The organism is Rhizobium sp. N122 (assembly GCF_002211295.1).
Taxonomy (GTDB): Bacteria; Pseudomonadota; Alphaproteobacteria; order Rhizobiales; family Rhizobiaceae; genus Rhizobium.
In genome coordinates this window covers 208,724-234,881 of sequence record NZ_LOKU01000080.1, presented here as the reverse complement: position 1 = coordinate 234,881, position 26,158 = coordinate 208,724, and the positions used below count along the sequence as shown (strand labels likewise).

At 60.3% G+C, this 26,158-nt stretch carries 25 protein-coding genes; 12 read left to right on the top strand and 13 right to left on the bottom strand.

The genetic code is table 11. The annotated features are described in order from the left end of the window. From ATY75_RS33710 to ATY75_RS33680, 7 genes are all read right to left on the bottom strand, one after another. Nucleotides 1-202: ACT domain-containing protein (locus ATY75_RS33710; protein WP_143535397.1), on the bottom strand; the 202-nt coding region annotated here is incomplete at its 3' end. A 205-nt stretch (nucleotides 203-407) separates the two neighbouring features. Next, the gene (gene glnT / locus ATY75_RS33705) at nucleotides 408-1,715 is read right to left on the bottom strand and encodes a type III glutamate--ammonia ligase (RefSeq protein ID WP_088940807.1); all 1,308 of its coding nucleotides are present in this window, start codon (nucleotides 1,713-1,715) and stop codon (nucleotides 408-410) included. 80 nt (nucleotides 1,716-1,795) lie between these two features. After that, nucleotides 1,796-3,124 (bottom strand): FMN-binding glutamate synthase family protein, encoded by a 1,329-nt coding sequence (locus ATY75_RS33700; protein WP_088683612.1) that lies wholly within the window; start codon nucleotides 3,122-3,124, stop codon nucleotides 1,796-1,798. 14 nt (nucleotides 3,125-3,138) lie between these two features. After that, nucleotides 3,139-3,825 (bottom strand): GXGXG domain-containing protein, encoded by a 687-nt coding sequence (locus ATY75_RS33695; RefSeq protein WP_064843626.1) that lies wholly within the window; start codon nucleotides 3,823-3,825, stop codon nucleotides 3,139-3,141. Between the two features lie 68 nt (nucleotides 3,826-3,893). Next, complete coding sequence (locus ATY75_RS33690; protein ID WP_088940806.1) at nucleotides 3,894-4,799, bottom strand: glutamine amidotransferase family protein; 906 nt, start codon at nucleotides 4,797-4,799, stop codon at nucleotides 3,894-3,896. Between the two features lie 89 nt (nucleotides 4,800-4,888). Further along, nucleotides 4,889-5,572, bottom strand: coding sequence for a helix-turn-helix domain-containing protein (locus ATY75_RS33685; RefSeq protein ID WP_088940805.1), 684 nt, complete (start codon nucleotides 5,570-5,572; stop codon nucleotides 4,889-4,891). A 69-nt stretch (nucleotides 5,573-5,641) separates the two neighbouring features. Further along, complete coding sequence (locus ATY75_RS33680) at nucleotides 5,642-6,601, bottom strand: GlxA family transcriptional regulator (RefSeq protein ID WP_088940804.1); 960 nt, start codon at nucleotides 6,599-6,601, stop codon at nucleotides 5,642-5,644. A gap of 87 nt (nucleotides 6,602-6,688) precedes the next feature. Here ATY75_RS33680 and ATY75_RS33675 point away from each other — a divergent pair, with 87 nt between their 5' ends. The 4 genes from ATY75_RS33675 to ATY75_RS33660 are packed head-to-tail and all read left to right on the top strand — an operon-like array spanning nucleotide 6,689 to nucleotide 11,725. Further along, nucleotides 6,689-7,939: a sarcosine oxidase subunit beta family protein gene (locus tag ATY75_RS33675; RefSeq protein ID WP_088940803.1), complete on the top strand. Its 1,251-nt coding sequence runs from the start codon at nucleotides 6,689-6,691 to the stop codon at nucleotides 7,937-7,939. Between the two features lie 12 nt (nucleotides 7,940-7,951). Next, complete coding sequence (locus ATY75_RS33670; RefSeq protein WP_088940802.1) at nucleotides 7,952-8,233, top strand: sarcosine oxidase subunit delta; 282 nt, start codon at nucleotides 7,952-7,954, stop codon at nucleotides 8,231-8,233. Beyond that, nucleotides 8,230-11,187: a sarcosine oxidase subunit alpha family protein gene (locus ATY75_RS33665; protein WP_088940801.1), complete on the top strand. Its 2,958-nt coding sequence runs from the start codon at nucleotides 8,230-8,232 to the stop codon at nucleotides 11,185-11,187. The genes ATY75_RS33670 and ATY75_RS33665 overlap by 4 nt, the downstream gene beginning before the upstream one ends. Then, complete coding sequence (locus ATY75_RS33660; protein WP_088940800.1) at nucleotides 11,180-11,725, top strand: sarcosine oxidase subunit gamma family protein; 546 nt, start codon at nucleotides 11,180-11,182, stop codon at nucleotides 11,723-11,725. The genes ATY75_RS33665 and ATY75_RS33660 overlap by 8 nt, the downstream gene beginning before the upstream one ends. 356 nt (nucleotides 11,726-12,081) lie before the next feature. Here ATY75_RS33660 and ATY75_RS33650 read toward each other — a convergent pair whose 3' ends face one another. The 4 genes from ATY75_RS33650 to ATY75_RS33635 form a co-directional block, all read right to left on the bottom strand. Continuing rightward, nucleotides 12,082-13,530: an HAD family hydrolase gene (locus ATY75_RS33650; RefSeq protein ID WP_088940798.1), complete on the bottom strand. Its 1,449-nt coding sequence runs from the start codon at nucleotides 13,528-13,530 to the stop codon at nucleotides 12,082-12,084. A gap of 272 nt (nucleotides 13,531-13,802) precedes the next feature. Beyond that, nucleotides 13,803-14,216 carry a recombinase family protein gene (locus tag ATY75_RS33645; protein ID WP_348627426.1) on the bottom strand — a complete coding sequence of 138 codons (414 nt, stop codon included), beginning with the start codon at nucleotides 14,214-14,216 and terminating at the stop codon, nucleotides 13,803-13,805. Nucleotides 14,217-14,512: 296 nt separating this feature from the next. Beyond that, complete coding sequence (locus ATY75_RS33640) at nucleotides 14,513-16,093, bottom strand: serine protease (protein ID WP_190241477.1); 1,581 nt, start codon at nucleotides 16,091-16,093, stop codon at nucleotides 14,513-14,515. 14 nt (nucleotides 16,094-16,107) lie between these two features. Next, on the bottom strand, nucleotides 16,108-17,040 hold the full coding sequence (locus ATY75_RS33635) for a GH25 family lysozyme (RefSeq protein ID WP_190241476.1): 933 nt from the start codon (nucleotides 17,038-17,040) through the stop codon (nucleotides 16,108-16,110). Between the two features lie 394 nt (nucleotides 17,041-17,434). Here ATY75_RS33635 and ATY75_RS34455 point away from each other — a divergent pair, with 394 nt between their 5' ends. After that, on the top strand, nucleotides 17,435-17,947 hold the full coding sequence (locus tag ATY75_RS34455) for a hypothetical protein (RefSeq protein WP_143535395.1): 513 nt from the start codon (nucleotides 17,435-17,437) through the stop codon (nucleotides 17,945-17,947). A 697-nt stretch (nucleotides 17,948-18,644) separates the two neighbouring features. Here ATY75_RS34455 and ATY75_RS33620 read toward each other — a convergent pair. Then, the gene (locus ATY75_RS33620) at nucleotides 18,645-19,793 is read right to left on the bottom strand and encodes an ATPase, T2SS/T4P/T4SS family (protein ID WP_245317680.1); all 1,149 of its coding nucleotides are present in this window, start codon (nucleotides 19,791-19,793) and stop codon (nucleotides 18,645-18,647) included. Then, entirely contained in the window at nucleotides 19,793-19,924 is a 132-nt protein-coding gene (locus ATY75_RS35525; protein ID WP_003594894.1) for a hypothetical protein, read from the bottom strand. The genes ATY75_RS33620 and ATY75_RS35525 overlap by 1 nt, the downstream gene beginning before the upstream one ends. A gap of 509 nt (nucleotides 19,925-20,433) precedes the next feature. Here ATY75_RS35525 and ATY75_RS33610 point away from each other — a divergent pair. Genes ATY75_RS33610 through ATY75_RS33580 form a run of 7 tightly spaced genes read left to right on the top strand, consistent with a single transcriptional unit; the run spans nucleotide 20,434 to nucleotide 26,157 of the window. Next, nucleotides 20,434-20,637, top strand: a complete 204-nt coding sequence (locus ATY75_RS33610) for a hypothetical protein (RefSeq protein WP_003563674.1) — start codon at nucleotides 20,434-20,436, stop codon at nucleotides 20,635-20,637. A gap of 13 nt (nucleotides 20,638-20,650) precedes the next feature. Further along, on the top strand, nucleotides 20,651-21,214 hold the full coding sequence (locus ATY75_RS33605) for an A24 family peptidase (RefSeq protein WP_088940793.1): 564 nt from the start codon (nucleotides 20,651-20,653) through the stop codon (nucleotides 21,212-21,214). A gap of 5 nt (nucleotides 21,215-21,219) precedes the next feature. Beyond that, the gene (locus ATY75_RS33600; protein WP_064843649.1) at nucleotides 21,220-22,017 is read left to right on the top strand and encodes a TadE/TadG family type IV pilus assembly protein; all 798 of its coding nucleotides are present in this window, start codon (nucleotides 21,220-21,222) and stop codon (nucleotides 22,015-22,017) included. After that, a complete protein-coding gene (locus ATY75_RS33595; RefSeq protein ID WP_088940792.1) occupies nucleotides 22,014-23,654 on the top strand; it encodes a Tad domain-containing protein in 1,641 nt (546 codons plus the stop codon). Before ATY75_RS33600 ends, ATY75_RS33595 begins: the two co-directional genes overlap by 4 nt. Then, nucleotides 23,626-24,306, top strand: a complete 681-nt coding sequence (locus ATY75_RS33590) for a TadE family protein (RefSeq protein WP_088940791.1) — start codon at nucleotides 23,626-23,628, stop codon at nucleotides 24,304-24,306. The genes ATY75_RS33595 and ATY75_RS33590 overlap by 29 nt, the downstream gene beginning before the upstream one ends. Before the next feature lies 1 nt (nucleotide 24,307). Beyond that, the gene (locus ATY75_RS33585) at nucleotides 24,308-25,222 is read left to right on the top strand and encodes a hypothetical protein (RefSeq protein WP_088940790.1); all 915 of its coding nucleotides are present in this window, start codon (nucleotides 24,308-24,310) and stop codon (nucleotides 25,220-25,222) included. Beyond that, entirely contained in the window at nucleotides 25,219-26,157 is a 939-nt protein-coding gene (locus ATY75_RS33580) for an RcpC/CpaB family pilus assembly protein (protein ID WP_088940789.1), read from the top strand. The genes ATY75_RS33585 and ATY75_RS33580 overlap by 4 nt, the downstream gene beginning before the upstream one ends. Nucleotide 26,158: the final 1 nt, after the last annotated feature.

Below are 26,158 nucleotides of genomic sequence, written 5' to 3'. Positions count from 1 at the left end.
CGGCAAAATCGGCGCCGATCTCCGATCCGGACAGACCCTCTTCCGAAATGAAGCTGACGCGCATGAAGAATTTGCCGGTATCAAGATCGTCGAACTGCGAGCTGTCGATGATGTTGCAGCCCTTTTCGGCCAGATAGCTCGAAATCGCCGCAACGATGCCGCGCGTCGATTTGCAGGAGACGGTGAGTACGACGTTTTTCATGCTGTCTCTTCCTTGGCCAGATCGGGTGCCCGGGGATGCGACGACGCCGAAGCCTGTCAGCCCCGGCGTGTCGGTGGTCATTTACTGCATATCGCCGGGAAGTGCGCAGCGGTTCTCGGATAACGACATGCACAAAAATAAACAGCTAAAGCGCGCCGCATGAATCAATTGACGTGCAACGCGCTTTAGGAGATCGTTCGACCGCTCAGATGTCGAGTGTGCTCATCCGCTCCCACTCGGTGAAATGCGAGCAGTAGGCATTCCATTCCCGATGCTTGAGTTTGAGATAGGCGGCGGAAAATTCCGCTCCCATCGCCTGCTTCAGGCCCTCGTCGGCATCATAGGCGCGCAGCGCATCGAGAAGGTTGAGCGGCAGGCGCGGCGCGTCCTTCACCAGGTGCCCCTCGGCATACATGTCGATATCGTAGTGCCGGCCGGGGTCGGCCTGGCTGCGGATGCCGTCAAGGCCGGCGGCGATGATGATCGCCTGCAGCAGGTAGGGATTGACCGCCCCATCCGGCAGGCGCAGCTCGAAACGTCCCGGCCCCGGCACGCGCACCATGTGGGTGCGGTTGTTGCCGGTCCATGTCACGGTGTTCGGAGACCAGGTGGCGCCGGATGTGGTGCGCGGCGCATTGATGCGCTTGTAGGAATTGACCGTCGGATTGGTGACCGCGGCAAGAGCCGAGGCATGTTTCATGATGCCGCCGAGGAAGGTCTTGCCCTGCGCCGAAAGCCCGAAGGCCATTTCCTTGTCGGCGAAGGCGTTGATCTTGCCGTCGAGGTCCCAGACCGAAATATGGGCATGGCAGCCGTTTCCGGTCAGGCCCTTGAAGGGCTTCGGCATGAAGGTGGCGCGAAGCCCGTGCTTTTCGGCGACCGACTTGACCATGAATTTGAAGAAGGAGTGTTTGTCCGCCGTCTTCAGAACATCGTCATATTCCCAGTTCATCTCGAACTGGCCGTTCGCATCCTCGTGGTCGTTCTGATAGGGCTTCCATCCGAGTTCGAGCATATAGTCGCAAATCTCGGCGATGACGTCGTAGCGGCGCATCACCGCCTGCTGATCGTAGCAAGGCTTCTCGGCGGTATCGAACTGATCCGAGATCACCGAACCATCGGCGGAGATCAGAAAGAATTCCGGCTCGACGCCGGTTTTGACCCTCAGCCCTTCTTTCGCAGCCTCAGCGACCAGTCTTTTCAGCAGCACGCGCGGCGCCTGTTCGACAGGCTGATCCTCCATGACGCAGTCGGCCGCGACCCATGCGACGTCCTTCTTCCAGGGCAGCTGGATGACGGAGGATGCATCGGGAACCGCGAACAGGTCGGGATGGGCGGGCGTCAGATCGAGCCAGGTGGCAAAGCCCGCAAAGCCCGCGCCATCCTTCTGCATATCGGCGATGGCTTCGGCGGGGACCAGCTTGGCGCGTTGGCCGCCGAACAGGTCGGTATAGCTGATCATGAAATATTTGATGCCTTTGTCTCTGGCAAAAGCAGCAAGGTCCAGTGTCATTCTCGTTCCCCTTTGGATTTCTTGGAGACACCTTGGTTATGGATATGGAACGGCCGGGACGTTTGCCCGGCCGGTAGAAATCAAAAACCCCCTTTGCCGGGGATCCAGTTGGTGCCGGCGAGCGGCACCTGCGCCATGGCCGAGGCCTCGATCGTCAGGGCGACGAGGTCTTCCGGCTCGAGGTTGTGCAGATGGTTCTTGCCGCAGGCACGCGCGATGGTCTGCGCCTCGAGCGTCATCACCTTCAGATAGTTGGCGAGACGGCGGCCGGCCGCGACCGGGTCGAGCCGCTTGGCGAGTTCCGGGTCCTGGGTGGTGATGCCGGCCGGATCCTTGCCTTCATGCCAATCGTCATAGGCACCGGCCGTCGTGCCGAGCTTCTGATATTCCTCTTCCCAGTGCGGATCGTTGTCGCCGATGGCGACGAGTGCCGCCGTGCCGATCGCCACCGCGTCGGCGCCGAGCGCCAGCGCCTTGGCAACATCGGCGCCGGAGCGGATGCCGCCCGACACGATGAGTTGCACCTTGCGGTGCATGCCGAGATCCTGCAGCGCCTGAACCGCCGGGCGAATGCAGGCGAGCGTCGGCATGCCGACATTCTCGATGAAGACGTCCTGGGTCGCCGCCGTGCCGCCCTGCATGCCGTCGAGCACGACGACATCGGCGCCCGCCTTCACGGCAAGGGCCGTGTCGTAATAGGGACGCGCCCCACCGACCTTGACGTAGATCGGCTTTTCCCAATCGGTGATCTCGCGGAGCTCCATGATCTTGATTTCCAGGTCATCGGGGCCGGTCCAATCCGGATGGCGGCAGGCCGAGCGCTGGTCGATGCCCTTCGGCAGGTTGCGCATATTGGCGACGCGGTCGGAGATCTTCTGGCCGAGCAGCATGCCGCCGCCGCCGGGCTTGGCGCCCTGACCGACCACGACTTCGATGGCATCGGCGCGGCGCAGATCCTTGGGATTCATGCCGTAGCGCGACGGCAGGTATTGATAGACCAGCGTCTGCGAGTGGCCGCGCTCCTCATCGGTCATGCCGCCGTCGCCCGTTGTGGTCGAGGTGCCTGCGATCGTCGCGCCGCGGCCGAGCGCTTCCTTGGCATTGCCGGACAGCGCGCCGAAGCTCATGCCGGCAATGGTGATCGGCGTCTTCAACGTGATCGGCTTCTTGGCGAAACGCGAGCCGAGCACAACAGTCGTGTCGCACTTCTCCCGATAGCCTTCGAGCGGATAGCGCGAAATCGAGGCGCCGAGAAACAGCAGATCGTCGAAATGCGGCACCTTGCGCTTGGTGCCGGCGCCGCGGATGTCGTAGATGCCGGTCGCCGCCGCGCGGCGGATTTCGGCGAGCGTATAGTCGTCGAAGGTCGCGGACTTGCGGGGCGGGGTATAGGGGTTGTGATAGCTCATGGGTGTCCCTCGCCTCAATACGCGTCGGCGTTGTCGATGTTGAAATTGTAGAGCTTGCGGGCGGAGCCGTAGCGCTTGAACTCTTCGGGCCTGACGCCGGTGACGCCCGCGCGCTCGAGCAGTTCGGCAAGCTTGTCCAGATGCTCCCGCCGCATCTCTTTCTCGATGCAGTCGGCGCCGAGGCTCTTGACCGCGCCGCGGACGAACAGCTTGGCTTCGTAGAGCGAATCCCCCAGCGCATCGCCGGCGTCGCCGAGCACGACGAGATGGCCGGACTGGCCCATGAAGGCCGACATGTGGCCGATGCTGCCGTGAACGACGATGTCGATGCCCTTCATCGAAATGCCGCAGCGCGAGGCCGCATTGCCCTTGATGACCAGCAGGCCGCCCTGTCCGGTGGCGCCGGCATACTGGCTGGCGTCGCCCTCGATGACGACGGTGCCGGACATCATGTTTTCGGCAACGCCCGGACCGGCGGACCCATGAACCGTGACCCTGCCGCCGTCATTCATGCCGGCGCAGTAATAACCGACCGATCCTCTGACGGCGACCGTGACGGGGCTGTCGATACCGACGGCGACGGCATGGCTGCCGCGCGGATTGATGACCTCGAATTCAGTGTCGTTGGCGCCTTGGGAAAGGGCGTGCAGCGCGCTGTTCAATTCGCGAAGAGGGGTGTTGGAAAGATCGAATGTCGGCATTGAATCCTCGTTGGAATCCTCGGTTGTCTGGGAGGTGGTGTCAGCCGCCTCCTGCTGTCAGGCGTCCCTCAGGCGGCCTTGTCGTGATCCCAGAAGTAAACGGTCGCCGGCTCCGGCTCCCAGACACGGGCATTCTCGATGCCGGGAAGATTGACCAGCGCGCGGTATTCCGAACCAAAGGCGACATACTGGTCCGTTTCGGCCATGACGGCGGGCTTGCAGGCGATCGGGTCGCGCACCACGCCGAAGCCGGACTTGGTGCCGACGACGAAGGTGAAGAAGCCGTCGAGATCGTCGAGCGCGCCGGTCAGCGCCTGGCCGAGATCCTTGCCCTTGGCCATTTCGGCCGTGAGATAGGCGGCGGCGACTTCGGAATCGTTCTGCGTTTCGAAGGTCATGCCTTCGCGGATGAGTTCGCGGCGCAGATTGTTGTGGTTGGACAGCGAGCCGTTGTGCACCAGGCACTGGTCGGCGCCGGTCGAAAACGGATGGGCGCCGAGCGTGGTGACCGCGGATTCCGTCGCCATGCGGGTATGGCCGATGCCGTGGGTGCCGCTCATGGTGCGGACGTCGAACCGCTTCACGACGTCTTTCGGAAGACCGATTTCCTTGTAGATCTCGACGCTTTCGCCCGATCCCATCAGGCGGACCGCCGGGCGGATCTCTGCGAGCGCCTTGCGCACGGCGCCAAGCTTGGAGGCATCGAGCTCGATCACCGCGTGCGTGCTCTTGACCGAGACCTCGGCCCTGATGCCGGACTTCTCCAGGTCGCCAGCGAGGCCTTCGAAGTCGACGCCGGGGCTGGCGGACTGGACGGTGATCTTCGCCCTGCCCTCGGCTGAACCGCCATAGATCGCGATGCCGGCCGAGTCCGGTCCGCGATCCGTCATGGTGATCAGCATATCCGAGAGCAGATTTCCCAGCTGGGGTTCAAGGCTCTTGTCCTTGAGGAACAGTCCAACAATGCCGCACATAGCGCGTGCCTCCGTTCATGGTGAGAAAGGAGTAGCAGGACTATGTCGAGACATCAACTGCGAGGAATAAATTTTTCTTTTAAGGCAATTCAGCTTCGGGATTTCTGCTGGGGATAGCTGATGATCGAGAGGTAGCGGCTCGGCAGCTTTACCAGCTGTTCCGGCCCATGCGGCGCATCGGCATCGAAGAACAGGCTGTCGCCCGGCTGCATCTGGAAAAGCTGGTCGCCGTGGCGGTAAACGACCTCGCCCTCGAGCATATAGAGAAACTCCATGCCCTCGTGCTGGAAGGTCGGGAAGACGTCGGAATCGGCCGTCAGCGTGATGAGATAGGGCTCGACGATGACGCCGCTCGAATTATTGTCGATATGGCCGAGCAGATTATATTGGTGGCCGGCGCGCGTGCCGCGCCGTTCGAGCTCGACCCCCTGCCCCGCCTTGACGAAGACGGCGTTGTGCGGTTCTTCATAGCGGCGGAAGAACGCGGTCATCGGCACGCCGAGCGCGCGCGACAGCGATTGCAGCGTCGTCAGAGACGGCGAGATGTTGCCGTTCTCGATCTTCGACAGCATGCCGAGCGAAATGCCGGTCGCGGCCGCCAGATCGGTAACGGTGATGCCGAGTTTCTTGCGATAGGCGCGCACCTCATGGCCGATCGCCATTTCGAGGTTGTTTTCCTTCGGCTCCCGAACGGCGTGCGGGTCCTGGGAAAAGGCAGCGCGTTCGCCGCGCGCCGGTTCCGGTTGTTTTGCCGCTTCAAGCTTGGATTTCATGCTGCCGCCTTCGCTTCGTTCAACGACAATCCTATCGCCATAGTGAAATTTTCTCAACCAGGAGGAAAACTATTCCCGCCGCGCCTCGCGCGGAGCGATGCCGTAAACGGCACGAAACATCCGGGAAAAATGGCTGAGACTGGAAAAGCCGGTGGCAACGGCGATCTCCGAAACGGAAAGCGGGCTCTGCTTCAAGAGGCGATGGGCATGCTGCAACCTGATCCGATGGTACTGATCGAGGAAGGTGATCCCGAGATGGGCCGAAAACAGCCGGTCGAGATGGCGGGTGGTGACGCCGGCGATGCGCGCCATGGCGGCGCGGCCGAGCGGCATCTCGATCGTCTCCTCCATGCGTTCGAGAACGCTGAGCAGCCCCGGGTGGTGGACGCCGTAGCGTTCGGCGAGCGAGGCGCGCTGAGGTGCGGCGGGCTCGTTGACCTCGGTGTGAAGATACCAGTCGCTGACGCGGCGGGCGAAATCCGGCCCCATGCGCCCGGCAATCAGCACATGCATCATGTCGAGCGGCGCGATGCCACCGCCGCAGGTGATCCGGTTGCCGTCGATCATGAAGCGCGCCTGGCGCGGCGTGAGATCCGGGAACGCCTCGAGAAGGGCGGCCGCATGCTCCCAGTGGATGGTGAAATCGCGGCCCTCCAGCAGCCCGGCGGCCGCCATCAGATAGGGACCACCGGAAATGCCGCCGATCCGCACACCCTCGCGTGACAGCTGCCTGAGGCACGCAAGTACGCCGGGATAACGCCAGTCACGCGGCGAGCCGCCTGCGCAGACGAAGGCCATGTCGAGATTCGAACCTCTGGCGGGAAGCGGTTCGGCTGGCACGCTGACACCAGAGGAAGAGAGCGCCGGCGCGCCGTCCGGCGAGAAGATCGACAGGCGATAGATTTCGCGCCCGGCCAGAAGGTTTGCCGCCCTGAGCGGCTCGGTCGCCGAGGCATAGGACATCAGCGCGAATCCCGGGATCAGGATGAAGCCGATCTCCTGGACATTTCTGGCATCGGAGGAGGACATGTCTCTTTTCTAATCATTCATGTCCTCATTATGCAAGTTGATCCCGGTCTTTCTGGCATCATGCAGCCGTTCTTTTCGGATTGACCCATGCGCTACTCCGCTCTTTCGATTTTTCTCAACGGCCTTCGCGGCAATAGAAGCTGGGCGCCCGCCTGGCGCGACCCGGCGCCGAAGCCGCATTATGACGTCGTCATCGTCGGCGGCGGCGGTCACGGCCTTGCCACTGCCTATTACCTAGCCAAGGAATTCGGCATCACCAATGTCGCCGTCCTCGAAAAGGGCTATGTCGGTTCCGGCAATATCGGCCGGAACACCACGATCATCCGCTCGAACTACCTGCTTCCCGGCAACAATCCCTTCTACGAGCTGTCGATGAAACTCTGGGAAGGATTGGAGCAGGACTTCAACTTCAACGCCATGGTCTCGCAGCGTGGCGTGCTCAACCTCTTTCATTCCGACGCGCAGCGCGATGCCTATACGCGTCGCGGCAACGCCATGCGGCTGCACGGCGTCGACGCCGAGCTTCTCGACCGGCAGGCGGTGCGCGAAAAATTGCCGTTCCTCGATTTCGACAATGCGCGTTTCCCGGTAATGGGCGCCCTGTTCCAGCCGCGGGGCGGCACGGTGCGCCATGATGCGGTCGCCTGGGGTTATGCGCGCGGCGCCGACAGCCGCGGCGTCGACATCATCACCCAATGCGAGGTGACCGGAATCCGCCGCGAAAACGGTCAGGTGACCGGCGTCGAGACCAGCAGGGGCTTCATCGGCTGCGGCAAGCTGGCGCTGGCAGCCGCCGGCAATTCCACCGTCGTCGCCGATATGGCCGGCCTCCGCCTGCCGATCGAAAGCCATGTGCTGCAGGCCTTCGTTTCCGAGGGGCTGAAGCCTTTCATCGACAATGTCGTCACCTTCGGCGCCGGACATTTCTACGTCTCCCAGTCCGACAAGGGCGGCCTCGTCTTCGGCGGCGATATCGACGGATATAATTCCTATGCCCAGCGCGGCAATCTGGCGACCGTCGAGCATGTCGCCGAAGCCGGCGTGGCAATGATCCCTTCGCTGTCGCGGGTACGTTTCCTGCGTTCCTGGGGCGGGGTGATGGATATGAGCATGGACGGCTCGCCGATCATCGACCGCACCCATATCGGCAATCTCTATCTCAACGCCGGCTGGTGTTACGGCGGCTTCAAGGCGACGCCCGCCTCCGGCTTCTGCTACGCCCATCTGATCGCCCGCAACACCCCGCATCAGACCGCCCGCGCCTTCCGGCTCGATCGTTTCGCCCGCGGCTATCCGATCGACGAAAAGGGCGTCGGCGCCCAGCCCAATCTGCACTGAGGACATTTGACGATGGCGAGCCTGATTTCCTGTCCCCATTGCGGCGCCCGGCCCAAGGAGGAATTCTCGATCCGCGGCGATGCCGGCCTTGTCAGGCCGGCGCCGGACGCCGGCGCGCAGGCCTGGTTCGACTATGTCTATCTGCGCGACAACCCGCGCGGCCGCCACAGCGAATATTGGCACCATTCCTCCGGATGCCGCCGCTGGCTGATCGTCGAACGCGATACCGTCACCCATGCGGTCCACGGCGTCAGGGATGCCGCCCTTGCGAAGCTCGGCGGAGAACCGGCATGACCAGCTTCCGTCTTTCCTCCGGCGGCCGCATCGACCGCGCCACGACCCTAGGCTTCAGCTTCGACGGCAGGGCGCTCGCAGGCCATCCGGGCGATACGCTCGCCTCGGCGCTGCTTGCCAACGGCGTCCAGCTCGTCGGCCGCAGTTTCAAATATCACCGCCCGCGCGGCATCCTGACGGCGGGTGCTGCCGAACCGAACGCGCTGGTGACGACCGGCAGCGGCGGGCGCACCGAACCGAATACGCGCGCGACGATGATCGAGCTTTACGAGGGGCTGGCGGCAAGAAGCCAGAACCGCTGGCCGTCGCTCGGCTTCGATGTCGGCGCGGTCAACGGCCTGCTCTCGCCCTTCCTCAGCGCCGGTTTCTACTACAAGACCTTCATGTGGCCGGCAGCCCTCTGGGAAAAGCTCTACGAGCCGGTGATCCGCAAGGCGGCGGGCCTCGGCAGAGCCTCCTACGAGGCCGATCCCGACACCTATGAGAAATGCTGGGCGCATTGCGATCTGCTGGTGATCGGCGCCGGCCCGGCCGGTCTTGCCGCAGCGCTCACCGCCGGTCGCGCCGGGGCTCGCGTCATCCTTGCCGACGAAGGCCCCGAGCTCGGCGGCAGTCTGCTGTCCGAAAGCGGCCTGATCGAGGGCAAGCCGGCGGACGCTTTTATCGCCGAGCTGCTGAGCGAACTCGAGGGGCTGGCAAATGTGCGCCGCCTGCCGCGCATGACCGTCTTCGGCTGGTACGACGACAATGTCTTCGGCGCCGTCGAGCGTGTGCAGAAGCATGTGGCGCTGCCCGATCCGGACCGCCCGGTCGAACGCTTATGGCGCATCGTCGCCCGGCAGGCGATCCTGGCGACGGGCGCCGAGGAACGGCCACTGGTATTCGGCGGTAACGACATTCCCGGCGTGATGATGGCGGGCGCCATGCGCAGCTATCTCAACCGGCAGGCAGTCGCGCCGGGCAAAAGCACTGTCATCTTCACCACCAACGATGCCGGCTACCGTACGGCGGCCGATCTGGAAGCGGCCGGTCTCGCCGTCGCGGCGATCGTCGACAGCCGCGCCGATGGGGGAAAGACCTGGCAGGGTCGCGCCGAGGTGCTGAGGGGCGCCCGGATCGTCGATGCGTTCGGCGGCAAGCGCCTCAACGGCGTCAGCGTCGAAACCGCAAGCGGCACCCACCGCATCGACGCCGATGCGCTGGCCATGTCGGGCGGCTGGAGCCCGATCATCCATCTTGCCTGCCACCGCGGCGGCAAGCCGCAGTGGTCGGACGAAGCTTCGGCGTTTCTGGCGCCGGCCGCGCAAGACGGCCTTGCCGTTGCCGGTTCGGCCGCCGGCCTTGAGGAAATCGCGGCCTGCCTCGGCGATGGAGCCGCAAAGGCGGCCGCTGCCCTGAAGGCGATCGGTTTCGCAGCCGCGGAACCGGCCTTTGCTGCTGAGCCGCAAGCGGTTCAAGGCTCAAAGCCGCTCTGGTCCGTCAAAGGCTCGAAGGGCAAGGCTTTCGTCGATTATCAGAACGACGTGCATCTCAAGGATCTCGGCCTCGCGGTGCGCGAAGGCTACGGCCATGTCGAGCTTGCCAAGCGTTATACCACCAGCGGCATGGCGACCGACCAGGGCAAGCTTTCCAATATCAACGCCATCGGCATCCTGGCCGAAGCGCGCGGCGTGTCGCCGGCCGACGTGGGAACGACGACCTTCCGGCCGTTCTATACGCCGATCTCCTTCGGCGCTCTGACCGGCGCATCGCGCGGCAAGGACTTCCAGCCGGCGCGCAAATCGCCGCTGCATGGCTGGGCTGAGAAGAACGGCGCGGTCTTCGTCGAAACCGGCCTCTGGTATCGTTCCTCCTGGTTCCCGCGCACAGGCGAGGCGACGTGGCGCGACAGCGTCGATCGCGAGGTGCTGAATATCCGGAGGAATGCCGGCCTCTGCGACGTCTCGACCCTCGGCAAGATCGAAATCTTCGGCAAGGATGCCGCGACCTTCCTCGACCGGGTCTATTGCAACGGCTTCGCCAAGCTTGCCGTCGGCAAGGCCCGTTACGGCATCATGCTGCGAGAGGACGGCTTCATCTATGACGACGGCACCACCAGCCGCTTCAGCGACGAGCATTTCTTCATGACGACGACGACGGCGCTTGCCGCCGGCGTGCTCACCCATCTCGAATTCTGCGCCCAGACGCTGTGGCCGCAGCTCGACGTCTGCTTCGCCTCCTCGACCGATCAATGGGCGCAGATGGCCGTTGCCGGGCCGAAGTCCCGCGCCATCCTTTCCGAGATCGTCGACGAGGATATCTCCGATGCCGCCTTCCCCTTCATGAGCGCCCGCAAGGTTTCGCTTTTCGGTGGCCGTGTCGAAGGCCGGCTCTTCCGGATCTCTTTCTCGGGCGAACTCGCCTACGAGTTGGCCGTGCCGGCCGGCTACGGCGAGAGCGTTGCCGACGCCATCATGGCGGCCGGGGAAAAACACGGCATCTGCGCCTATGGCGCCGAAGCGCTCGGCGTGCTGCGCATCGAAAAGGGCCATGTCACCCATGCCGAGATCAACGGCACGGTCACTCCGGGCGATCTCGGCTTCGCCCGCATGGTGTCATCGACCAAGCCGGATTTCATCGGCAAGGCGATGCTCGCCCGTGAGGGCCTGCAGGATCCCGAGCGGCCGCGCCTCGTCGGCGTCAGGCCGCTCAACCCGGCAAGCGGCTTCCGCACCGGCTCGCATATCCTTGCCGAAGGCGCTGCGGCGACGCTCGAAAACGATCAGGGCTATGTCACCTCAAGCGCCTTTTCGCCGACGCTCGGCCATAAGATCGGTCTGGCGCTCGTCCGGCGCGGGCCGGAGCGCATCGGTGAGAAGGTGACGGTCTGGAACGGCCTGCACAATGAATACACCGATGCGGTGCTCTGCCATCCCGTCTTCATCGATCCCGAAAACGAGAAGCTCCATGCCTGATCTTCCCCAGCACAGACCGGTTCTCGCCGGCGCTCGATATAACGGCATGGCAGAATCCGGCCTCCGGCTGGAAGCCCTGCCGGAAGGCCATCTGCTGCACGTGCTCGGCGCGATCGAACCGGCGGCACTGACCGCCGAGCTGGCCAAAGCCGGCCTCGCGAACAGTTCGATCCGCAAGGCCGGCTTCCGCCAATGGTTCGTCGCCGGCGACGCGCCGCTTTCTCCCGCCGGTCTCCAAGTCCTAGCGGCAGCGCTTGCCGGAAAAGCCGTCGTCATGGACCAGAGCCACGGACGCGTCCGCATGGGCGTTTCCGGCCGCTCCTCGCGGCTGCTGCTGTCAAAAGGCACCGCCATCGATCTCGACCCTTCCGTCTTCCCGGAAGGTGGCTCGGCAATGACGATGGTCGGCCATATCTCCGTACAGATCGCCCGCACCGGCGATGACAGCTTCGAACTCACGGTCCTGCGCAGTTTTGCCGAAAGTCTATGGGACGAACTCGTCCATATGGCGGCGAGCGCCGAGAAGGATAGCGCATAAGAGGCTATCCTTACCGGCGGTGTCGGGAACGACGCTAACGGGGCGAAAAGGAAAGACGGCTTCAATTGCGCAGCAACAGAAATCCTGCCGATGCCGGTGTCCGCAGCGCCTTGCCTTGTCGGCGAGGGCTTTGGTCAGACTTGTCCGTATGACGATACAAGGCTGGGCGCCGTTGTTTGGGCGGGCTTGACCTCCAAGGTACTGCCATCGGCAAAGGAGAGTGTCAGCGCGCTGTCGAACAGAAAGTCGACAGAGAGCCCATCATTCTCATTTCCGTCGAAGGAAATCGTGGCTTTGTTATCACGAACATACTCATCCGGTATCAATGACAGCCAATGAGCAAAAAAAGCTTCGGGTCACGATTTTGCAGGTGAATCCGTGGGGGAAGGAGATTGCTGCCGCTGGTTGGTCTCTTGCGCCGGGGTTGCCATATAAAGTGCAATTCCAACAACAGCCAGCATGGCAAATCCAAGGCTGTAGAATGCGTTAAGGCGGCGAATGGAACTCATGTAAATCCCCAAGATTTTCACCGCACCGCTCTTTTCAGAGATGGTCCCTCCCAGGGTGATACCCGGGAACCTGTCCTTCAATGCAGTTTCGATTTTCGCTGCATGGTCGACCGACCCTTTTAGGAGAACATGGTACCAAAATCTGTCCATCAGGAAAAAGGCGCCCCAAGCAAGGATAGCTGCGATGACGAGGGAAACGGCCATAGGGAACGTCATTCCGAAAAAGGTGATGTACATTCCCCGCTGAGACATTACGCCTATGGCTGCAATGAGGGCGCCAACGATAGTTATTGCGAAGTTCCTTATCCTCAGGCCCATATCGTTAAAATGTTGCTGAACATCGACTACCTTTTTCCAGATATCCACGTTAATTTTATCCGTTTCCGTAGTATCGTTCTGAGTATCAGAGATGTTTTCCGGCGTGTGCTTAATAAAGTCGCAGAATTTGAATATTTCTGCGAAGCACTCGTGCAACGTTGCGCTCGGCGTAAAATCCAGCTTGGTGTTCATTATTGAGCGTTCGCGTTCTACGTCTTCCTGCGTCCAGTGAGAAACATTGCGTAGAAGGTCGTATTCCGGGCGCCTTTGAGCTTCGCCATATTTTGCGTAAACATCGAAGATCGCTGCGTCACGGGCCATAGCGATATCCTTAAACAGGCTATCCCCGACATAGGCGCACCGGCTTGGATCTGCATTTGCAACATTCATTATTTCGCGCAGGATTTTGACGTTGGGTTTAAGCTCACCCTTTGGAGTATGCAAAATCTGAGTAACCTGAAGACCATAAGACTCATCGGCGCGATTTCGCAGCTGCGTCACTGATACTCCGGACGGGGTATCGTGGTCCTCCGGGCAAAACATGATGTCTATAACCCCATCGAGGCCCATTCGTTTGAGCCGATAGGCGCTGTAAAAGCCAAGGGATTCGGTGTAAGCAATTACTTTGACGCCCGAATTTTTTATGTCCCACAAAGACTGAAAAACGGTTGGATATAGCTTCGTCTTCGCATCTCTGCCTTCACGCGCACAGATAAGGGCATCGGTGAAGTCACCGCGCCCATTAATCGGGTTGGGCGAGGCATCGTTCGCCGCAAGATCTTCGATGAGAAACGTGTACTCGGATGTTCTCGCTTTTTGATGTATCGGTCGAATTGCAGTCTGCGCTGCGATTTCGTCGCCACTATAGAGTTCTACAATTTTTGCATAGATGGGGCTGAAATTCGCATACCAAATCTCGAACCAGTCAAATAACGTGTTGTCCAAATCTAGTATCAACGTATCGATTTTTTTGCGCATCTTGGTCCATTCCGTTTAAATTTGGTCATGAAAAATCGCACGATTTCACCTGGGTTCTTATCGCGACCGACTCAAATTTTCCAGCCTCCCGTCATGGACAAAGTTACCGGGGAACGGCGATGAAGGTGGCAGCGCCTGCATTTTTGGAGAAATCTCCAAAACGCGATAGACTTGCATTCGCGAGCATTTTGCCGCTGTCGCGATAGTAGACGCTCCCAGCCCCCGCTATGGAGCCTCCGTATAACGAATGATCGACGCGCACCTTGCCGCCCCTATAGACGCCAGCAGCTTTCGCCTTGTCGATGCTTTCGCGCTGGTTCCTTTATGACGCTACGCTCCATCTGCGCGACCATCCCAAGCACGGTCAGGATAACATGCCCCATTTCACCGCGGGTCGAGACGTGAGGGTCAAGTATCGTGACGAATGCACCCCGCTGCTCGCACTCGTGCACGATGTTGAGAACGTCGCGCGTATCGCGCCCAAGGCGATCCAACCGAGTGACCACGAGCTCGTCACCTTCACGGAGAAATTCGATGATGGTTGCGAGCTCCGTTCGGCCTTCGCGGCTCGCGCCAGACACTTTTTCAGACCTGATGATCTGACATCCCTCAGTGTGGAGACCTTGCTGCTGAATTTCAAAATCCTGATCAACCGTGCTGACCCGGGCATAACCGATTTTCGTCATGTGTAACCTCGACCTTTAAGCCCGAGGCTACCTTGTCACAAATAGCCGGTGTCAAGATCGATGTGACATTGCGCAACGTAACGCAGCGTGTGTCACTACCGGCTATACCTCGCGCTACGTCGCGCCTCGGGGTCATGGGTAAGCGCCGCTTGGACCGCAGGAGTTGGCCGGCACCAGCTGGCTATTATTTTACGCGTGCGGGATTCACTCGTCCCTCTCCATTGAACACATCGGATTCATTTCACCCCTACGAAACTAGGGGTTCTGAAGGTCGACCACATTGGCCTGAATTCCAATCATATAGACATCGTTATCCCGACGCGAGTACAGCCACACCGGTACTTGGTGGCCGGACGTTCTAAATCCGTACAGGCTAAACCTGTTGCATCTCCAACGCTACACTTGCCTGTGTTCGTCAGTTGGCCGCCAACACCCTCGATGCAGGACTGCATTTGGTCTAATGATCTGCGGTATACGCGACTGAAAACGTCAGTCGATGTGCCGACTATCTTGCGACAATAGACGACGTTGCTACTGGTAAAGCAGCGTGGAGGCGTCGACGGACTCTGGTCGATTGCGAATGACTCGTTCAATCGTCCGCTTTCGAAGTTCTCAAGCGTAACTAATTTGCCACTGGAACGATAATGAAGGCCCGCTAGGTTCTCGGCGGCATCCCAGAAATCGAGCAACTCCGAGCAGAAATTACCACTTGCTTTCCAGATTGATCTCCCAACCCATTCTTCTTCGATGGTCGAAAAATCGACGTCCCCTGAGACTCTGGCGCACGCATCCAAGTTGTCGATATCCGATGATGACAAAGTAGCCCGGGGTGTCGATACGTTGATTGTTTCGATTGTCAGCCGATGAGGCAGCTCTGTATACATCGATGGAGAAATCCCTACGATTCCAATTCCGCCATCAAGAAGCAATCGGGCAAGCTTTTTGAGATGTTCGACCGGGACATCCTCTCCACAGTGGATCCAATTGCTCGCGCCGCCTTCGGTGCTATCGCGAAGATCTACCGGGATAGTGTTTTGTGCTAATACTTGGCGTACTCGGCCGCCGTCTGCGCTTTTTTCAAAGTAGACGACGTCGGTACCCTCCAGCGGGTTTACCGGTTTAGGGTCAACATCTCCATCATCGCCACTATCGCTTTCTGCCGCGCATTGCTCGATCCACGCGGTAACCGGATCGACGATTCTTTTGGCCCGCCGGATAGGCGTAATGAAGTTAGTTGCATCTTGGAAATCAATCTTACCTCGAATAAGGCCGACCACCTCTCCATAAGCGTTATATACCGGCCCGCCACTCATCCCATGAGCGAAATTGGCCGAACCAAGCCAAGTTCCTCCATCACCATTGGCATTGCTGAAGGATCCAGTGCTGGGCGTAAGGTCTGTATTATTGGCGTATCCGTATCCGAAGATCGGTGCGCCCGGTTGTAAGCCTTCGTTCATCAAGCAAACAGTTGCTGACGGGAGGTCCGGTTGGCCCCGAATGTGCAAGATCGCGATGTCCGTGAGAGTGTCTTTATCCACGAAATCAATGTTCACTTGACTGCTAAACTTGCTGCCTATGGCTGCTACGAGGGGGTGGGCCTGCTTTTGCTCGGGTGATTGCAGCTCCCAATCCTTAATGACGTGATAGGCTGTTAAAACATATCCGTTTTTTGAAATGATAAAGCCTGTTCCAACTTCGCCGGGTTTCACGTCTTGAGTGTTGGGATCGAGATATGACGCCTGGATGTAGACTGCTGTCTCCTTGGCTATTTCTGCAAGCTCTTCTGACTTTTTTTGCGGGATATCCTGTGGGGACGAAGGGCTTGCCAGCCCCACCAGCAGGCCACAAATCACGAAGGTGATTAGCACAGACCTCATTGGCCCACTCCACATCAATGAGGAATACCGAGGGCGGTGGCAAACTCATCGCTGTCACCTCGGAATGTCGATGCATCAACCGTGATAATTCCTCCATCGCCGTGTTGAAGACTTGCTGTATCGGTGAACTGCCAGAGGTGCCAATCTGCTCCTTGGGGCACGGATGGAACTTCCCGGGCAAGTCCGCTTTTCGAGTAATCGGCGATCCAAATCAGCTTGGTGTGAAGCCGATCCAGACGCTTGCTTGCGCCCACACGCGACCTCCACCAAGAACCATTGGTATACACAAGAGGGTCGCGTCCTAGTTTGCCTTTTACATGATCAATCCAGGCGTTCGCTCTTGCGATGATTTCTTCGGACGACACGAATGCCCACTGATCGCACTTTTGGACAATTTTGCCGCCGCGGGTCTTTATGCTGACCTTAGCGTCGGTGGGACACTCAAATGTGTCTGGTCCGAGATTCCACTCCAGATCAAGGCTGGGTGGAAGTTGCATCTCGCCCAATTGCCCAACGGCGGCGATAAAGTGTTCGGCTTGTTTTTTGGCTTCAACATTCTTGGACAGGAAATGATATGCCCCGATGGGTAAGGATGGGTTGGCTTTTCGGATTCTTCCGACCGTTGCCGTAAATGTCGGGTCGGTGTAGGAGGTTCCTTCGGTCGCCTTCAAATAGACGAAGCCAACTTTTTGCTTGAGGATGGCGTTCCAATTGAGTTCACACTTGCAGCCATCTTCCGTGTGGTGCGACGTGTCTATCCCAAAAATATCACCGTCCCGAGTGTCCTTCGTGAAATCAAAAACACGACTGAAAGAGAGCGCTGTTTCTCCGGGAGTGCTAAGCCTCACGGCCGCGAAGAGTTCTTGACGCGAAAATTCATCGACTTCTTGCGCCAGACCATCACATGGCATCATGGCCAACGCTATTAAAGCAAGTAGTTGCTTCATGATCCCCTCCAGAAAATTTGCTAAGCCATTGTTTCTCCGTTGTATGGGCATGCGAAAGTATATCTACGGCAAGGAATCCCGCTCCTGCTGTAGACTCCTAAGGCCATGATCAACTCACCTTGAGATCGGTAAACTAAATTACTCTTCTCTTATAAGTTTATCAACCTTGAATAATGCGAAATTTCTCTGATTTAAGGATGATGTAAAACAAACTTCGGTAACTATTATGTGGGCTGCAGAATCATTGGGGCAATAGAAAAACTCATCCAAAATTTCCGCTTAGCCTTGGGTCTGATGGATTGAGCCTTGTGTAGGTTGCAGACCGAAGCAGTTGGACGTTACTCTAGTCATAGATGGCTGCATTATCCGCTCTTCCCGTAGCCCCTCAAGATGCATGACGCAGCTTGTCGTCTTCCGCCCGAACCCTGCACTCGACTTCAGGTCAGCGAAACTATATTTTTTCTTTGTTCTCAGCCGAAACATCTTCCCATACGCGAACTGTTTTGCTAGCGTAAAAAAATACACGCGATGGGGGATTGCTGTGAAGAGATTTACATATTTATTTCCTTTTATTTTATTGACCTCCTGCACGAGCAGCACCAGTACGACTACTTCGACGGTGAACTCTGCTGGAGCAAACATTGGAGGCAGTATAAATTCTTCAGCGAATGGCGGCGCAACAACGCAAACACCGACAGTGACTGTAAATTTACCTGTCGGAACTGACGTGGCAGCGAAATTATTTCCTTCCGGACTTAAAGATGTCAGCAAACAAGAGGTGGATGCTGCGCAAGCCGCAGTTGGCGACAAAGTGGCACCTGACAAACAGGCCGCCGTCGCCCAGCAGCTAAACACCTGCGAGAACGCCTTGGAAAGCAAAGAGAAATGCGACGTCAGCGCTCAGTAGCTTTCGCGGTTGCCGCTTTCTCATTTTTGTTGACAGGATGTACACGGGAGGATCCCACAGCAACTCGTCGACAGATGGCTGCAGATATATGCAAGGCGAACGTTCAAAATGTCGAAGTAAAAAGTTATGTTGATGCACGGGGCGCGACTGTCTACGGGAATGTTACAAGCGCTTCTACGTACCGCACGACCCCATGGGCGAGTGCGTTGTACGTCACGCGCAAACCTACGTTTGAAACGACCCAGCGGGGTACCGGCTTCACGCCTATGTGCAACGCATTTGGCCAATGCGGCATGGTAGCTGTGCCAACTATGTATCGAAGCGAGGAAAGTCTATCCGACGTCTTCGGGCTGGCGCGTGTTCCTTTAATTGGGGATACGGACCATTACACCGCCGTTGAGGAAGCCGAAGAACAAGCACAAGACAATTGCGAACAAGCCGCAGAGCAATTTGCACAGGCAAGAGGTACTTCTAGGTACCGTCGTTCCTACACACTCGAATGTGTGAAACTGGTGTCGACAACCTGCTCATTTTAGTTGAGGCCCTAGAGCGCGTCCGCTGAACGCGGAATCGGAATTGAGATGACAGCCGCTGCTTGTCGTGATTCCCTGCTTCGAATCAGGGAGATAGGGATGGGCTTTTTGCCAAGCTTCGAGAGTCAGCCACACAGTCCTCAGCTAACGTCCGCCAATGGCTTTCAAGCCGTTGCCAGCACGGCGGCTTCGGCCTTCATCCATTCCGCGCGCGCTGCACCTTGCAGCTCTTCCACTGCATCAGCGGCGAAACTCGGCACGACCCCGGTCCAGAGCAGGGCGCCGTCGGAATTGGAATGGCCGTCGCCCTCCAGCTTGTAGATGCTCTCGACGATGTACTGGCCATCCTCGTTGAGGCCCTTGATCTCGGAAATCTCAATCACCCGGCGTCGGCCGGTGCGTTTGAAGCGGGCGATCTGCACGACGACGTCGACGGCCGAGGCGATCTGGGCGCGCAGCGGCCGGAGCGGCATGTCGATATCCGACATCAGCGCCAGCGTTTCCAGCCGGTGCAGGGCATCGTAGGGTGTGTTGGCATGCACCGTCGACAGGCTGCCGCTATGGCCTGAGGTCATCGCCTGGATCATGTCGAGCGCCTCGCCGCCGCGGCACTCGCCGACGATGATGCGGTCTGGTCGCATGCGCAGTGATGAGCGGAACAGGTCGCGGATGCTGGCGCCGCCGCGGCCGAAACGGTCGGGCTTGGTCACTTCGAGATAGACGACATGCTCCTTGCGGATTTGCAGTTCCGAGGTGTCCTCGATGACGATGATGCGCTCGTGGTCGGCAAAGGCTTCCGACAGCGCGTTCAGCATGGTCGTCTTGCCGGTGCCGGTGCCGCCGGAGATGATGACGTTCTTCTGCAGCCCGACGGCTGCCTGCAGCAGTGTCAGCGACTCCTCGGTCAGGCTGCCCTGGGTTACGAGATCGCGGATGCTGCGATGTTCTTTCAAAAAACGGCGGATGGAGATGCAGAGCCCGGTGCGGGCGGCCGGCGGCTGGATCATCTGCACGCGCGAACCATCCGGCAGGCGCGCCTCGACGCTCGGCTCCTCCGGCGTCAGCCGTTTGCCGGAGAATTGCGCGATGCTGCGCGCGGCCGATTCCAGATCCTCGCGGCTGGCGAACCGCGTATCGGCGCGTTCGAGCTTGCCGCGCCGTTCGACGAAGATGTCGGATGTCCCGTTGATCAGGATTTCGGAAACGCTCGGATCCTCGAGCAGGAAACGGATCGGGCCCAGGAGCTTGTCCAGCGCCCGGGTCAGGACCTGGAAGGTCGCCTGTTCGGCGGCGTCGTCGGAAACGGCCTTCATCAGAGCGGCATCCCCACCAGAACCGTGCTCATGCCGAACAATGTCGCCATCATCTGAACCGCGGTCGGAAAGAACATCATCAGCGGAATGAGGACCAGTGCGAGTATCAAAATGCTGCTCATCGTTTCCATGGTTTTCTCTCCGGAACGACTGAAGGGCCAAGCCCAATCTGTCGGATAAGCTTAATCCAGATCGCCAAGCAACGCCATGGTCGCGTCCCCGCGCGGACGGCGGTTCTGGCGCTTCTGCTCCATCTATTCTATCACCTTGAAAGAATTGACCAATTATGGGGCAGTGAACGGCAGCTCGCAATGCCGGCGAAGAACGCGTTCCAAAGGGTAAAACTATAGCAGGTTCAGGCGGTTAGTTTGGAATTTCAGCCGTCAACTGCGTTTCATCATGAGACGCCTCCAAGACAATTGGAACCCTCCGTTCCGTTTGCTTGACGGAGGGCTGGCCTTGGGCGCACTCTTGGGTCTTAATGGTGTCGCTCAACAAGCGTTGGCCGCCGGGGAAGAAAAGCTGAAGCAGAACATATCATTGGAACGAGCAACGTGCTGGTTCGGATCGATACCGTATGCTTGGTAATCTTCTCTCAGGTCTTCGATCCGAAACAAACCTAGGAACGAGGAATACGCAGATGTTTGGAAAACTCAAGACTCTCGCAATTGCACTTCACCAGGACGAACGCGGCGACATGGCCCAGATCGTCCTTGCCGTCGCCCTGATCGTCATTCCGCTGATGCTGCTCCTGCTCGCATTCGGCAAACAGATCGGCGAATGGTTCAACGAAAAGAACACGGCGCTCTCGGATGCCGAGAGAATTCCCGAGCCGGGTCAATAAAAGGGCTGGGATCATGGATACGACCTATGATCTGACCCTGATGCCTGCGGCGGCGGCTCTCGCCGTCGCCTGCGCCACGACCGCGGCGGTGCTCGATCACCGCCAGGGTCACATCCCGAACGCCGTGACCTATCCCTGCCTGCTTGCCGGTTTCATGCTGGCGGCAGTCAACGGGGGTCTGGCAGGGATCGGCCTTGCCTTTGCCGGCCTCGTTGCGGCCGGCATGATCTTCATCATCGCCTTCGCAGCCGGCAGCTGCGGCGGCGGCGATGTCAAGCTGATGGCGGCGCTCGGCGCCATTCTCGGCCTCTGGCCCGCCATCGACGTGACGCTCGCATCGCTGATGGTCGGCGGCGTGATCGCCCTCTTCTCGATGGGCCGGCGTGTTCAGTGGAGCGTGCTGGCCAGGAACGTCGGACTGTTCGCTTTGCTCCTGCCTGCCGGTTTTCGCGATGCCGCCTCGGTGCTGAAGCCGCGCGAAACCCATCATACCGTCCGCTTCGGCGTTGCCGCCGCTCTCGGACTTTTCTGGTGCCTGTTCATGCCCGATTTCACCCCTCTTTCACTCGTGAGGTAACGGCAATGCGCGCTGAACTCGAACGCCCCCTCTTCGACGGTGCCTTCTGGAGTTCGATCCTGCACTCACGGACCTTCTGGATCCCCGAGGATCACGGCGCGCTCTTCGGCACCTTTGCGATCGCGATGATCTTGCTTGCCTCGATGCTGCTCCTGCCGCGGCTTTCTGCCCGCCGGCGCCGGATATCGGAGCTGCATGGCGATATATCGGGCAGCACGACGATGATGGATTTCGTGCTCGTCACGCCGGTCTTCGTCTTCTTCATGTTTGTGGTCTTTCAATTCGCGATCCTGGCGAAAAACCACCTTTTCACCCATTACGCCGCCTATGCGGCGGCCCGCAGCGCCCGCGTCTATTTCTGCCCGGCCCTGCCGATCACCATCCGCAGCTTCATCGACGCCAAGACCTGCGATGACGATGCCGCTCCCGGGAAAGCCGATCTTGCCGCCCGCCTGGCGCTGATCCCGGCCGCCCCCTACGACCAGCTGAAATGCGTCGGCGCCTGCCAGCCGCCGGAAGAGGCGCTGAAGAGCCTTGCCGACGCTTCGGGCCTTTCGAAAAATTGGCGGGCGATGCGCAACCAGGCCCGCTATATGTTCGACCCGCAAAACGTCACGGTCACCGTCGACCGCGCGCCGATGGCGCTCTATGCCGCCATCAACCGCTCGCCGCATGTACCGGTAACCGCCACAGTCGAAGCGCGTTTCCTGCTGCTCGAATATGCCGGCTGGGTCTTTGCCCGCGGCCAGAGGAAAGACGGCCGCTACTACACGATCTCGAAGGCGGAGGTGAACCTGCTATGACACCGACCCTCATCAAGCGCCTGCACCGCGACGAGCGCGGCTTCCTGTCGCCGATCATTCTCTACATGACGATCGCGCTCGCGCTGATGATCGTCTGGATCCTGAATACGGGACAGATGATCTACGACAAGCAGCGCACCCAGGACACGGCCGACGCCGCCGCGCTCGTCCATGCCGATTGGGAAGCACGCTATCTGAACATCATGGCGATGAACAACGTCGCCTCCTCGCAGGCCACCGTCGTCATGGCGACCTCGGTCGCCTTCCAGCTCACCACGGCGGAACTGGCCCTGCGCTCGACCGCCATTCTGGCGAAACTCGCCGAATACTCCTTCACCGAGGGTTTCGGCCCGGCGTCGCTCCTGCCGCCGATGCCGCCGATGCCCTATTGCCCGGGCTGGCAGAAGGTCCCGATCGTCGGCGGCATCATCTACGGCGCCTGCCTGGCGTTCCAGGGGTTCCGGGCGACGGAAGCCACCATTGCGATTGCCTATACGGTAAAAGCACAGCTCGATTATGATCCTTGGGGCCTGATCGAAAAGTCCAGCGACATCATCGACGGCATGAACGATCTCAACGACTACCTCGTCGAGAGCTTTCCGCAGCGCGTCGGCAACGAAGCCCTGCATCTGGTGCGCATGAACAAGTCTGACCATGTCGTCTTCCATCCGCCATGCGACTCCTGCAACGACGCCGGCGAGGGTGCAGGCGGCAACCTGCCGGTCGATCGCGACGGCGTCAATCCCGCTGCGGCCTATGCTGAAATGTGCCTGGCGATGAGCCGGGGCACGGAGGGACAGGACCCGTTCCTGATGCGCGGCGAGTTCGCCAATCGCGGCTTCCCCAACGGCAAGGGTCCGTTGACCGCCGGCGGCGTCGACGGCAGCCATATCCGCGACTTCGTCAACCACGAAAGCGGCATCGACGATGCGCTGGTGAACTTCTACATCTTCTATGAAGCCTTCGGCCCGGCCTATCTGAGCAAGATCCCGTTCAAGGCGATCATCGAGCAATATGCCGATCTGAGCTGGTGGGAGGAACTCACGCTCGATGCCAGCTTCTTCGTTGCAGAGGAGTTCTTCGGTCTCGAATTCGGCGTCGTGAACCCCTTCCAGCTGCCGATCGACGTGCCGCCGCGCTATTCCGATAAGCAGACGAAGGACGAGAATGATTTCACCCGCAAGTTCGACATGATCTGGAACCAGGTCTGCGGCCCGGCCGGCGGTGCGATCTCGGTGGCAGGTGCTCCCCTGCCGGTCATCTCCTTCCCGAAGCCCTATTGGCTGAAAGGACGCATCCCCTTCAACTTCACGCCCTTCGGCGGCGAGCAGCTCGACGATTACCAGACGCTGGCGATCGTTTCCCGTGCCCCGCGCGCCAGGCTGCAGATCCGCATCTTCAAGGACAAGACGCCCTCCGCCTATGCGCTCGCGCAGAGCTGGGTCCACAACTACACGGCCTTCGACCTCTATACGCAGGACTGGCTCGCATCGCTGGCGCCTGCCACGCTCGCCGACAATACCGGCGAGGTTTCGAACACCATCAAGCAGAGCCCGGCCGCCGACAGTTTCACCGGCCTGACCCGCGTCTTCGACCAGGGAGGAGCCAATGCCTGGGCTGCCGTCAACACACATTGAGACGACCGGCGGCGCGCCGGCCGGCGGCCTGATGATGCGGCTGCATCGCGACCGCCGCGGCCTGGCCTCGATCGAATTCGTGCTCGCCGCACCGGTCATCCTGCTGATCGTGATCTTCATGATCCACGCCAACAGGATCTCGACCAAGAAGGTCGGGACCATGCTGGCCATGCGCAACGCCGCCTTCGCCGAGGCGAACGGGCTGGACTGCACGTCGGATTTCTCGAATGTCTTCCCGCTCCCGGCCTTGCCGGCACTGCCCGGGCGCGACGCTATGAGCTGCTCGCGCACGCCCTCGCACGAAGGCGGCGGCGAGCCGCAGCGCACCTTCGTCTGGGAAGACGTGCAGAACACGCTGAAGAGCGATGGCCGCGATTTCGGCGACATGGTCGGCGACCTCGCCAATGAAAAGCCGCAGCTGGTCACCGCGACGGCCGACCGGGTCTACAAGTTCAGGGATTCCGACGATCTCGACACGATCAGGAGCCTCCGCTGGAAGGACGCCTTCACGGTGGACGATGCGACGCTGTTTGCCTCGCACAACAACGACACCACGCGCCGCGGCTACGATCCGACGCTGCGACGGGAAATCCGCGATGTGGCCGACGATTCCGGCGATTTGTTCGACGGCGTCTTTCCGGGAGCAAAATGAGATGAGACAGGGCGCGCGCATCTCCGTTCATCTGCTCAGCTTCGCTCTCGTCATCGGGCTTGCCGCCGCCTTGGCCACGCCAGGCCGCGCCGAGGTCTACAAGGATTTCCGGGCAACGCTGAATTCGATGCTGGCCGGCATTCTCGGCGCGCCGGAGCGAGCACCGCGCGATCTCGTCATCAACGGCCAGCCGCTCGAATTCACGCCCTACCAGAGCGATCGCAGCATCTCCGACATCACCGACGAATGGCTGCGGGTGCTGGCCGTCAATACCAGGCCGGCCCTGCCGAAGAGCAACGACAGCCGGGAACTGACCGCCGTCATCGCCGCCAACATGCTAATCGTCCCGAAGGTCAGCCGCATCCGCGACGATCTTGCCGTCGTCGTCCGCTTCTTCGACGGCGACGGCGAGGCCGCGCTCGATTATCTCAAGAAACAGGACCCGGCAAATCCCTCGGCGAGAGCGCCGATCCCCGGCGTCTCGATCATGATCCGCCGGCCCGCCGATGCGCCGGTGACCGAGGTGCTGATGAGCCGCTTCGAGGACGTGGCGTCGTCGCTGCCGGCCTTCGCAGCACCCGCCGATGCCGGCAAGCTGCCGCAGTCGCTGCGCCCACCCGCCGGCGTCGAGGTGCTGAGCGATATCGGCGACCGCGACAAGGGCCATACCTCTCGCACGGTCGTCTCCAAAGGCTCCCTGTCGGCAGTGCGCTGGGCCGATGCGCGCGCCGAGCTTCTCGCCCGTGACGGCTTCACCATCGAGACGCAGCCGGCACAGCGCGGCGGGGTCACCGCCCTTTACGGCCGGCGCGGCAGCGTCGAGGCCAATGTTCTCTACACCAGCAGCAGAACCGACGGCCGGACCGTCGAGGTCATTCAAATCAGGCAACCCTTCGTCGAAGGAACAACACCATGAACTGGAAGCTTATTGCGGCCGTCATCGTCGGGCTCATCACCGGCGTTCTGCTCTACTTCTGGACCGAGAGCGTCAAGAACGAGCAGACGGCCTATGCCTTCATGCGGCTCCAGCCCGACAGGAAGGTGACGCGCGGTCAGGCGATCACGCCTGATATGCTCGCCGAACCGGTGATGCTGCCGGAAAGCTTCGGACCGCTCGCCAAGCTCGCGGTGCCTGCGGCGGGCGCCTACCGGGAATGGCTGAAGGACAGGACGGCCGCCGCCGACATTCCGGCCGGCTCGGTGCTGCTCTTCCAGTATTTCGACGATAATGACGGCGGACGCCTGACGACGATGATCGCGCCCGGCAAACGGGCGCTCACCCTGCCCGTCAACGCCGCCGCCGCCGTCGGCCACTTCGTCGAACCGGGCAGCTATGTCGATATCATCGGCACCGTCGATGAGCCGGTCGAACCGGTGGCGCCGGCGGCCGCAGCTCAGCCCGGAACCCCTGGTCAGCCTGCTGCCGTGCCCGGTCAGGCGCCCGCTACGGCCGGTCAGGCGCCCGCTCCGACCCAGCCGCCATCGCCGGTCGAGCAGATGCTGAAGAACTATCTCACCCAATATCCGGGCGCCGACGAGAATGACGTCAACGCCTACCGCAAACAGGCGCAGGATTATAAACTCGGCATCAGTTCGCGCACCCGTGTCGTCACCCGCACCTTCCTGCAGAACGTCAAAGTGCTGGCCGTCGGCGCGGCGACGACGGCTGAGGGCGCCATCACCAAGGCCAACAGCACCTACAATAACGTGACCGTCGAAGTGACGCCGTCGGAGGCCGAAATGCTGATTTTTGCGCTCGGCCAATCGAACGGCAGCCTGAACATGGTGCTGCGCAATCCGGCCGACAACAGCGTCGAGGAACTGCCGAGCATCAACTGGACGCGCATGTGAG

Bases quoted from the DNA above. Each gene is read 5' to 3' on its own strand.
- ATY75_RS33680 (WP_088940804.1), bottom strand. From the start codon at position 6,601: ATGTCCTCCTCCGATGCCAGAAATGTCCAGGAGATCGGCTTCATCCTG.
- ATY75_RS33700 (WP_088683612.1), bottom strand. From the start codon at position 3,124: ATGAGCTATCACAACCCCTATACCCCGCCCCGCAAGTCCGCGACCTTC.
- ATY75_RS33695 (WP_064843626.1), bottom strand. From the start codon at position 3,825: ATGCCGACATTCGATCTTTCCAACACCCCTCTTCGCGAATTGAACAGC.
- ATY75_RS33580 (WP_088940789.1), top strand. From the start codon at position 25,219: ATGAACTGGAAGCTTATTGCGGCCGTCATCGTCGGGCTCATCACCGGC.
- ATY75_RS33590 (WP_088940791.1), top strand. From the start codon at position 23,626: ATGCCTGGGCTGCCGTCAACACACATTGAGACGACCGGCGGCGCGCCG.
- ATY75_RS33670 (WP_088940802.1), top strand. From the start codon at position 7,952: ATGGCGAGCCTGATTTCCTGTCCCCATTGCGGCGCCCGGCCCAAGGAG.
- ATY75_RS33605 (WP_088940793.1), top strand. From the start codon at position 20,651: ATGGATACGACCTATGATCTGACCCTGATGCCTGCGGCGGCGGCTCTC.
- ATY75_RS34455 (WP_143535395.1), top strand. From the start codon at position 17,435: ATGACGCAGCTTGTCGTCTTCCGCCCGAACCCTGCACTCGACTTCAGG.
- ATY75_RS33675 (WP_088940803.1), top strand. From the start codon at position 6,689: ATGCGCTACTCCGCTCTTTCGATTTTTCTCAACGGCCTTCGCGGCAAT.
- ATY75_RS33650 (WP_088940798.1), bottom strand. From the start codon at position 13,530: ATGCGCAAAAAAATCGATACGTTGATACTAGATTTGGACAACACGTTA.
- ATY75_RS33660 (WP_088940800.1), top strand. From the start codon at position 11,180: ATGCCTGATCTTCCCCAGCACAGACCGGTTCTCGCCGGCGCTCGATAT.
- ATY75_RS33645 (WP_348627426.1), bottom strand. From the start codon at position 14,216: ATGACGAAAATCGGTTATGCCCGGGTCAGCACGGTTGATCAGGATTTT.
- ATY75_RS33685 (WP_088940805.1), bottom strand. From the start codon at position 5,572: ATGAAATCCAAGCTTGAAGCGGCAAAACAACCGGAACCGGCGCGCGGC.
- ATY75_RS33595 (WP_088940792.1), top strand. From the start codon at position 22,014: ATGACACCGACCCTCATCAAGCGCCTGCACCGCGACGAGCGCGGCTTC.
- ATY75_RS33600 (WP_064843649.1), top strand. From the start codon at position 21,220: ATGCGCGCTGAACTCGAACGCCCCCTCTTCGACGGTGCCTTCTGGAGT.
- ATY75_RS33610 (WP_003563674.1), top strand. From the start codon at position 20,434: ATGTTTGGAAAACTCAAGACTCTCGCAATTGCACTTCACCAGGACGAA.
- ATY75_RS35525 (WP_003594894.1), bottom strand. From the start codon at position 19,924: ATGGAAACGATGAGCAGCATTTTGATACTCGCACTGGTCCTCATTCCG.
- ATY75_RS33690 (WP_088940806.1), bottom strand. From the start codon at position 4,799: ATGTGCGGCATTGTTGGACTGTTCCTCAAGGACAAGAGCCTTGAACCC.
- ATY75_RS33585 (WP_088940790.1), top strand. From the start codon at position 24,308: ATGAGACAGGGCGCGCGCATCTCCGTTCATCTGCTCAGCTTCGCTCTC.
- ATY75_RS33620 (WP_245317680.1), bottom strand. From the start codon at position 19,793: ATGAAGGCCGTTTCCGACGACGCCGCCGAACAGGCGACCTTCCAGGTC.
- ATY75_RS33640 (WP_190241477.1), bottom strand. From the start codon at position 16,093: ATGAGGTCTGTGCTAATCACCTTCGTGATTTGTGGCCTGCTGGTGGGG.
- glnT (WP_088940807.1), bottom strand. From the start codon at position 1,715: ATGACACTGGACCTTGCTGCTTTTGCCAGAGACAAAGGCATCAAATAT.
- ATY75_RS33635 (WP_190241476.1), bottom strand. From the start codon at position 17,040: ATGAAGCAACTACTTGCTTTAATAGCGTTGGCCATGATGCCATGTGAT.
- ATY75_RS33665 (WP_088940801.1), top strand. From the start codon at position 8,230: ATGACCAGCTTCCGTCTTTCCTCCGGCGGCCGCATCGACCGCGCCACG.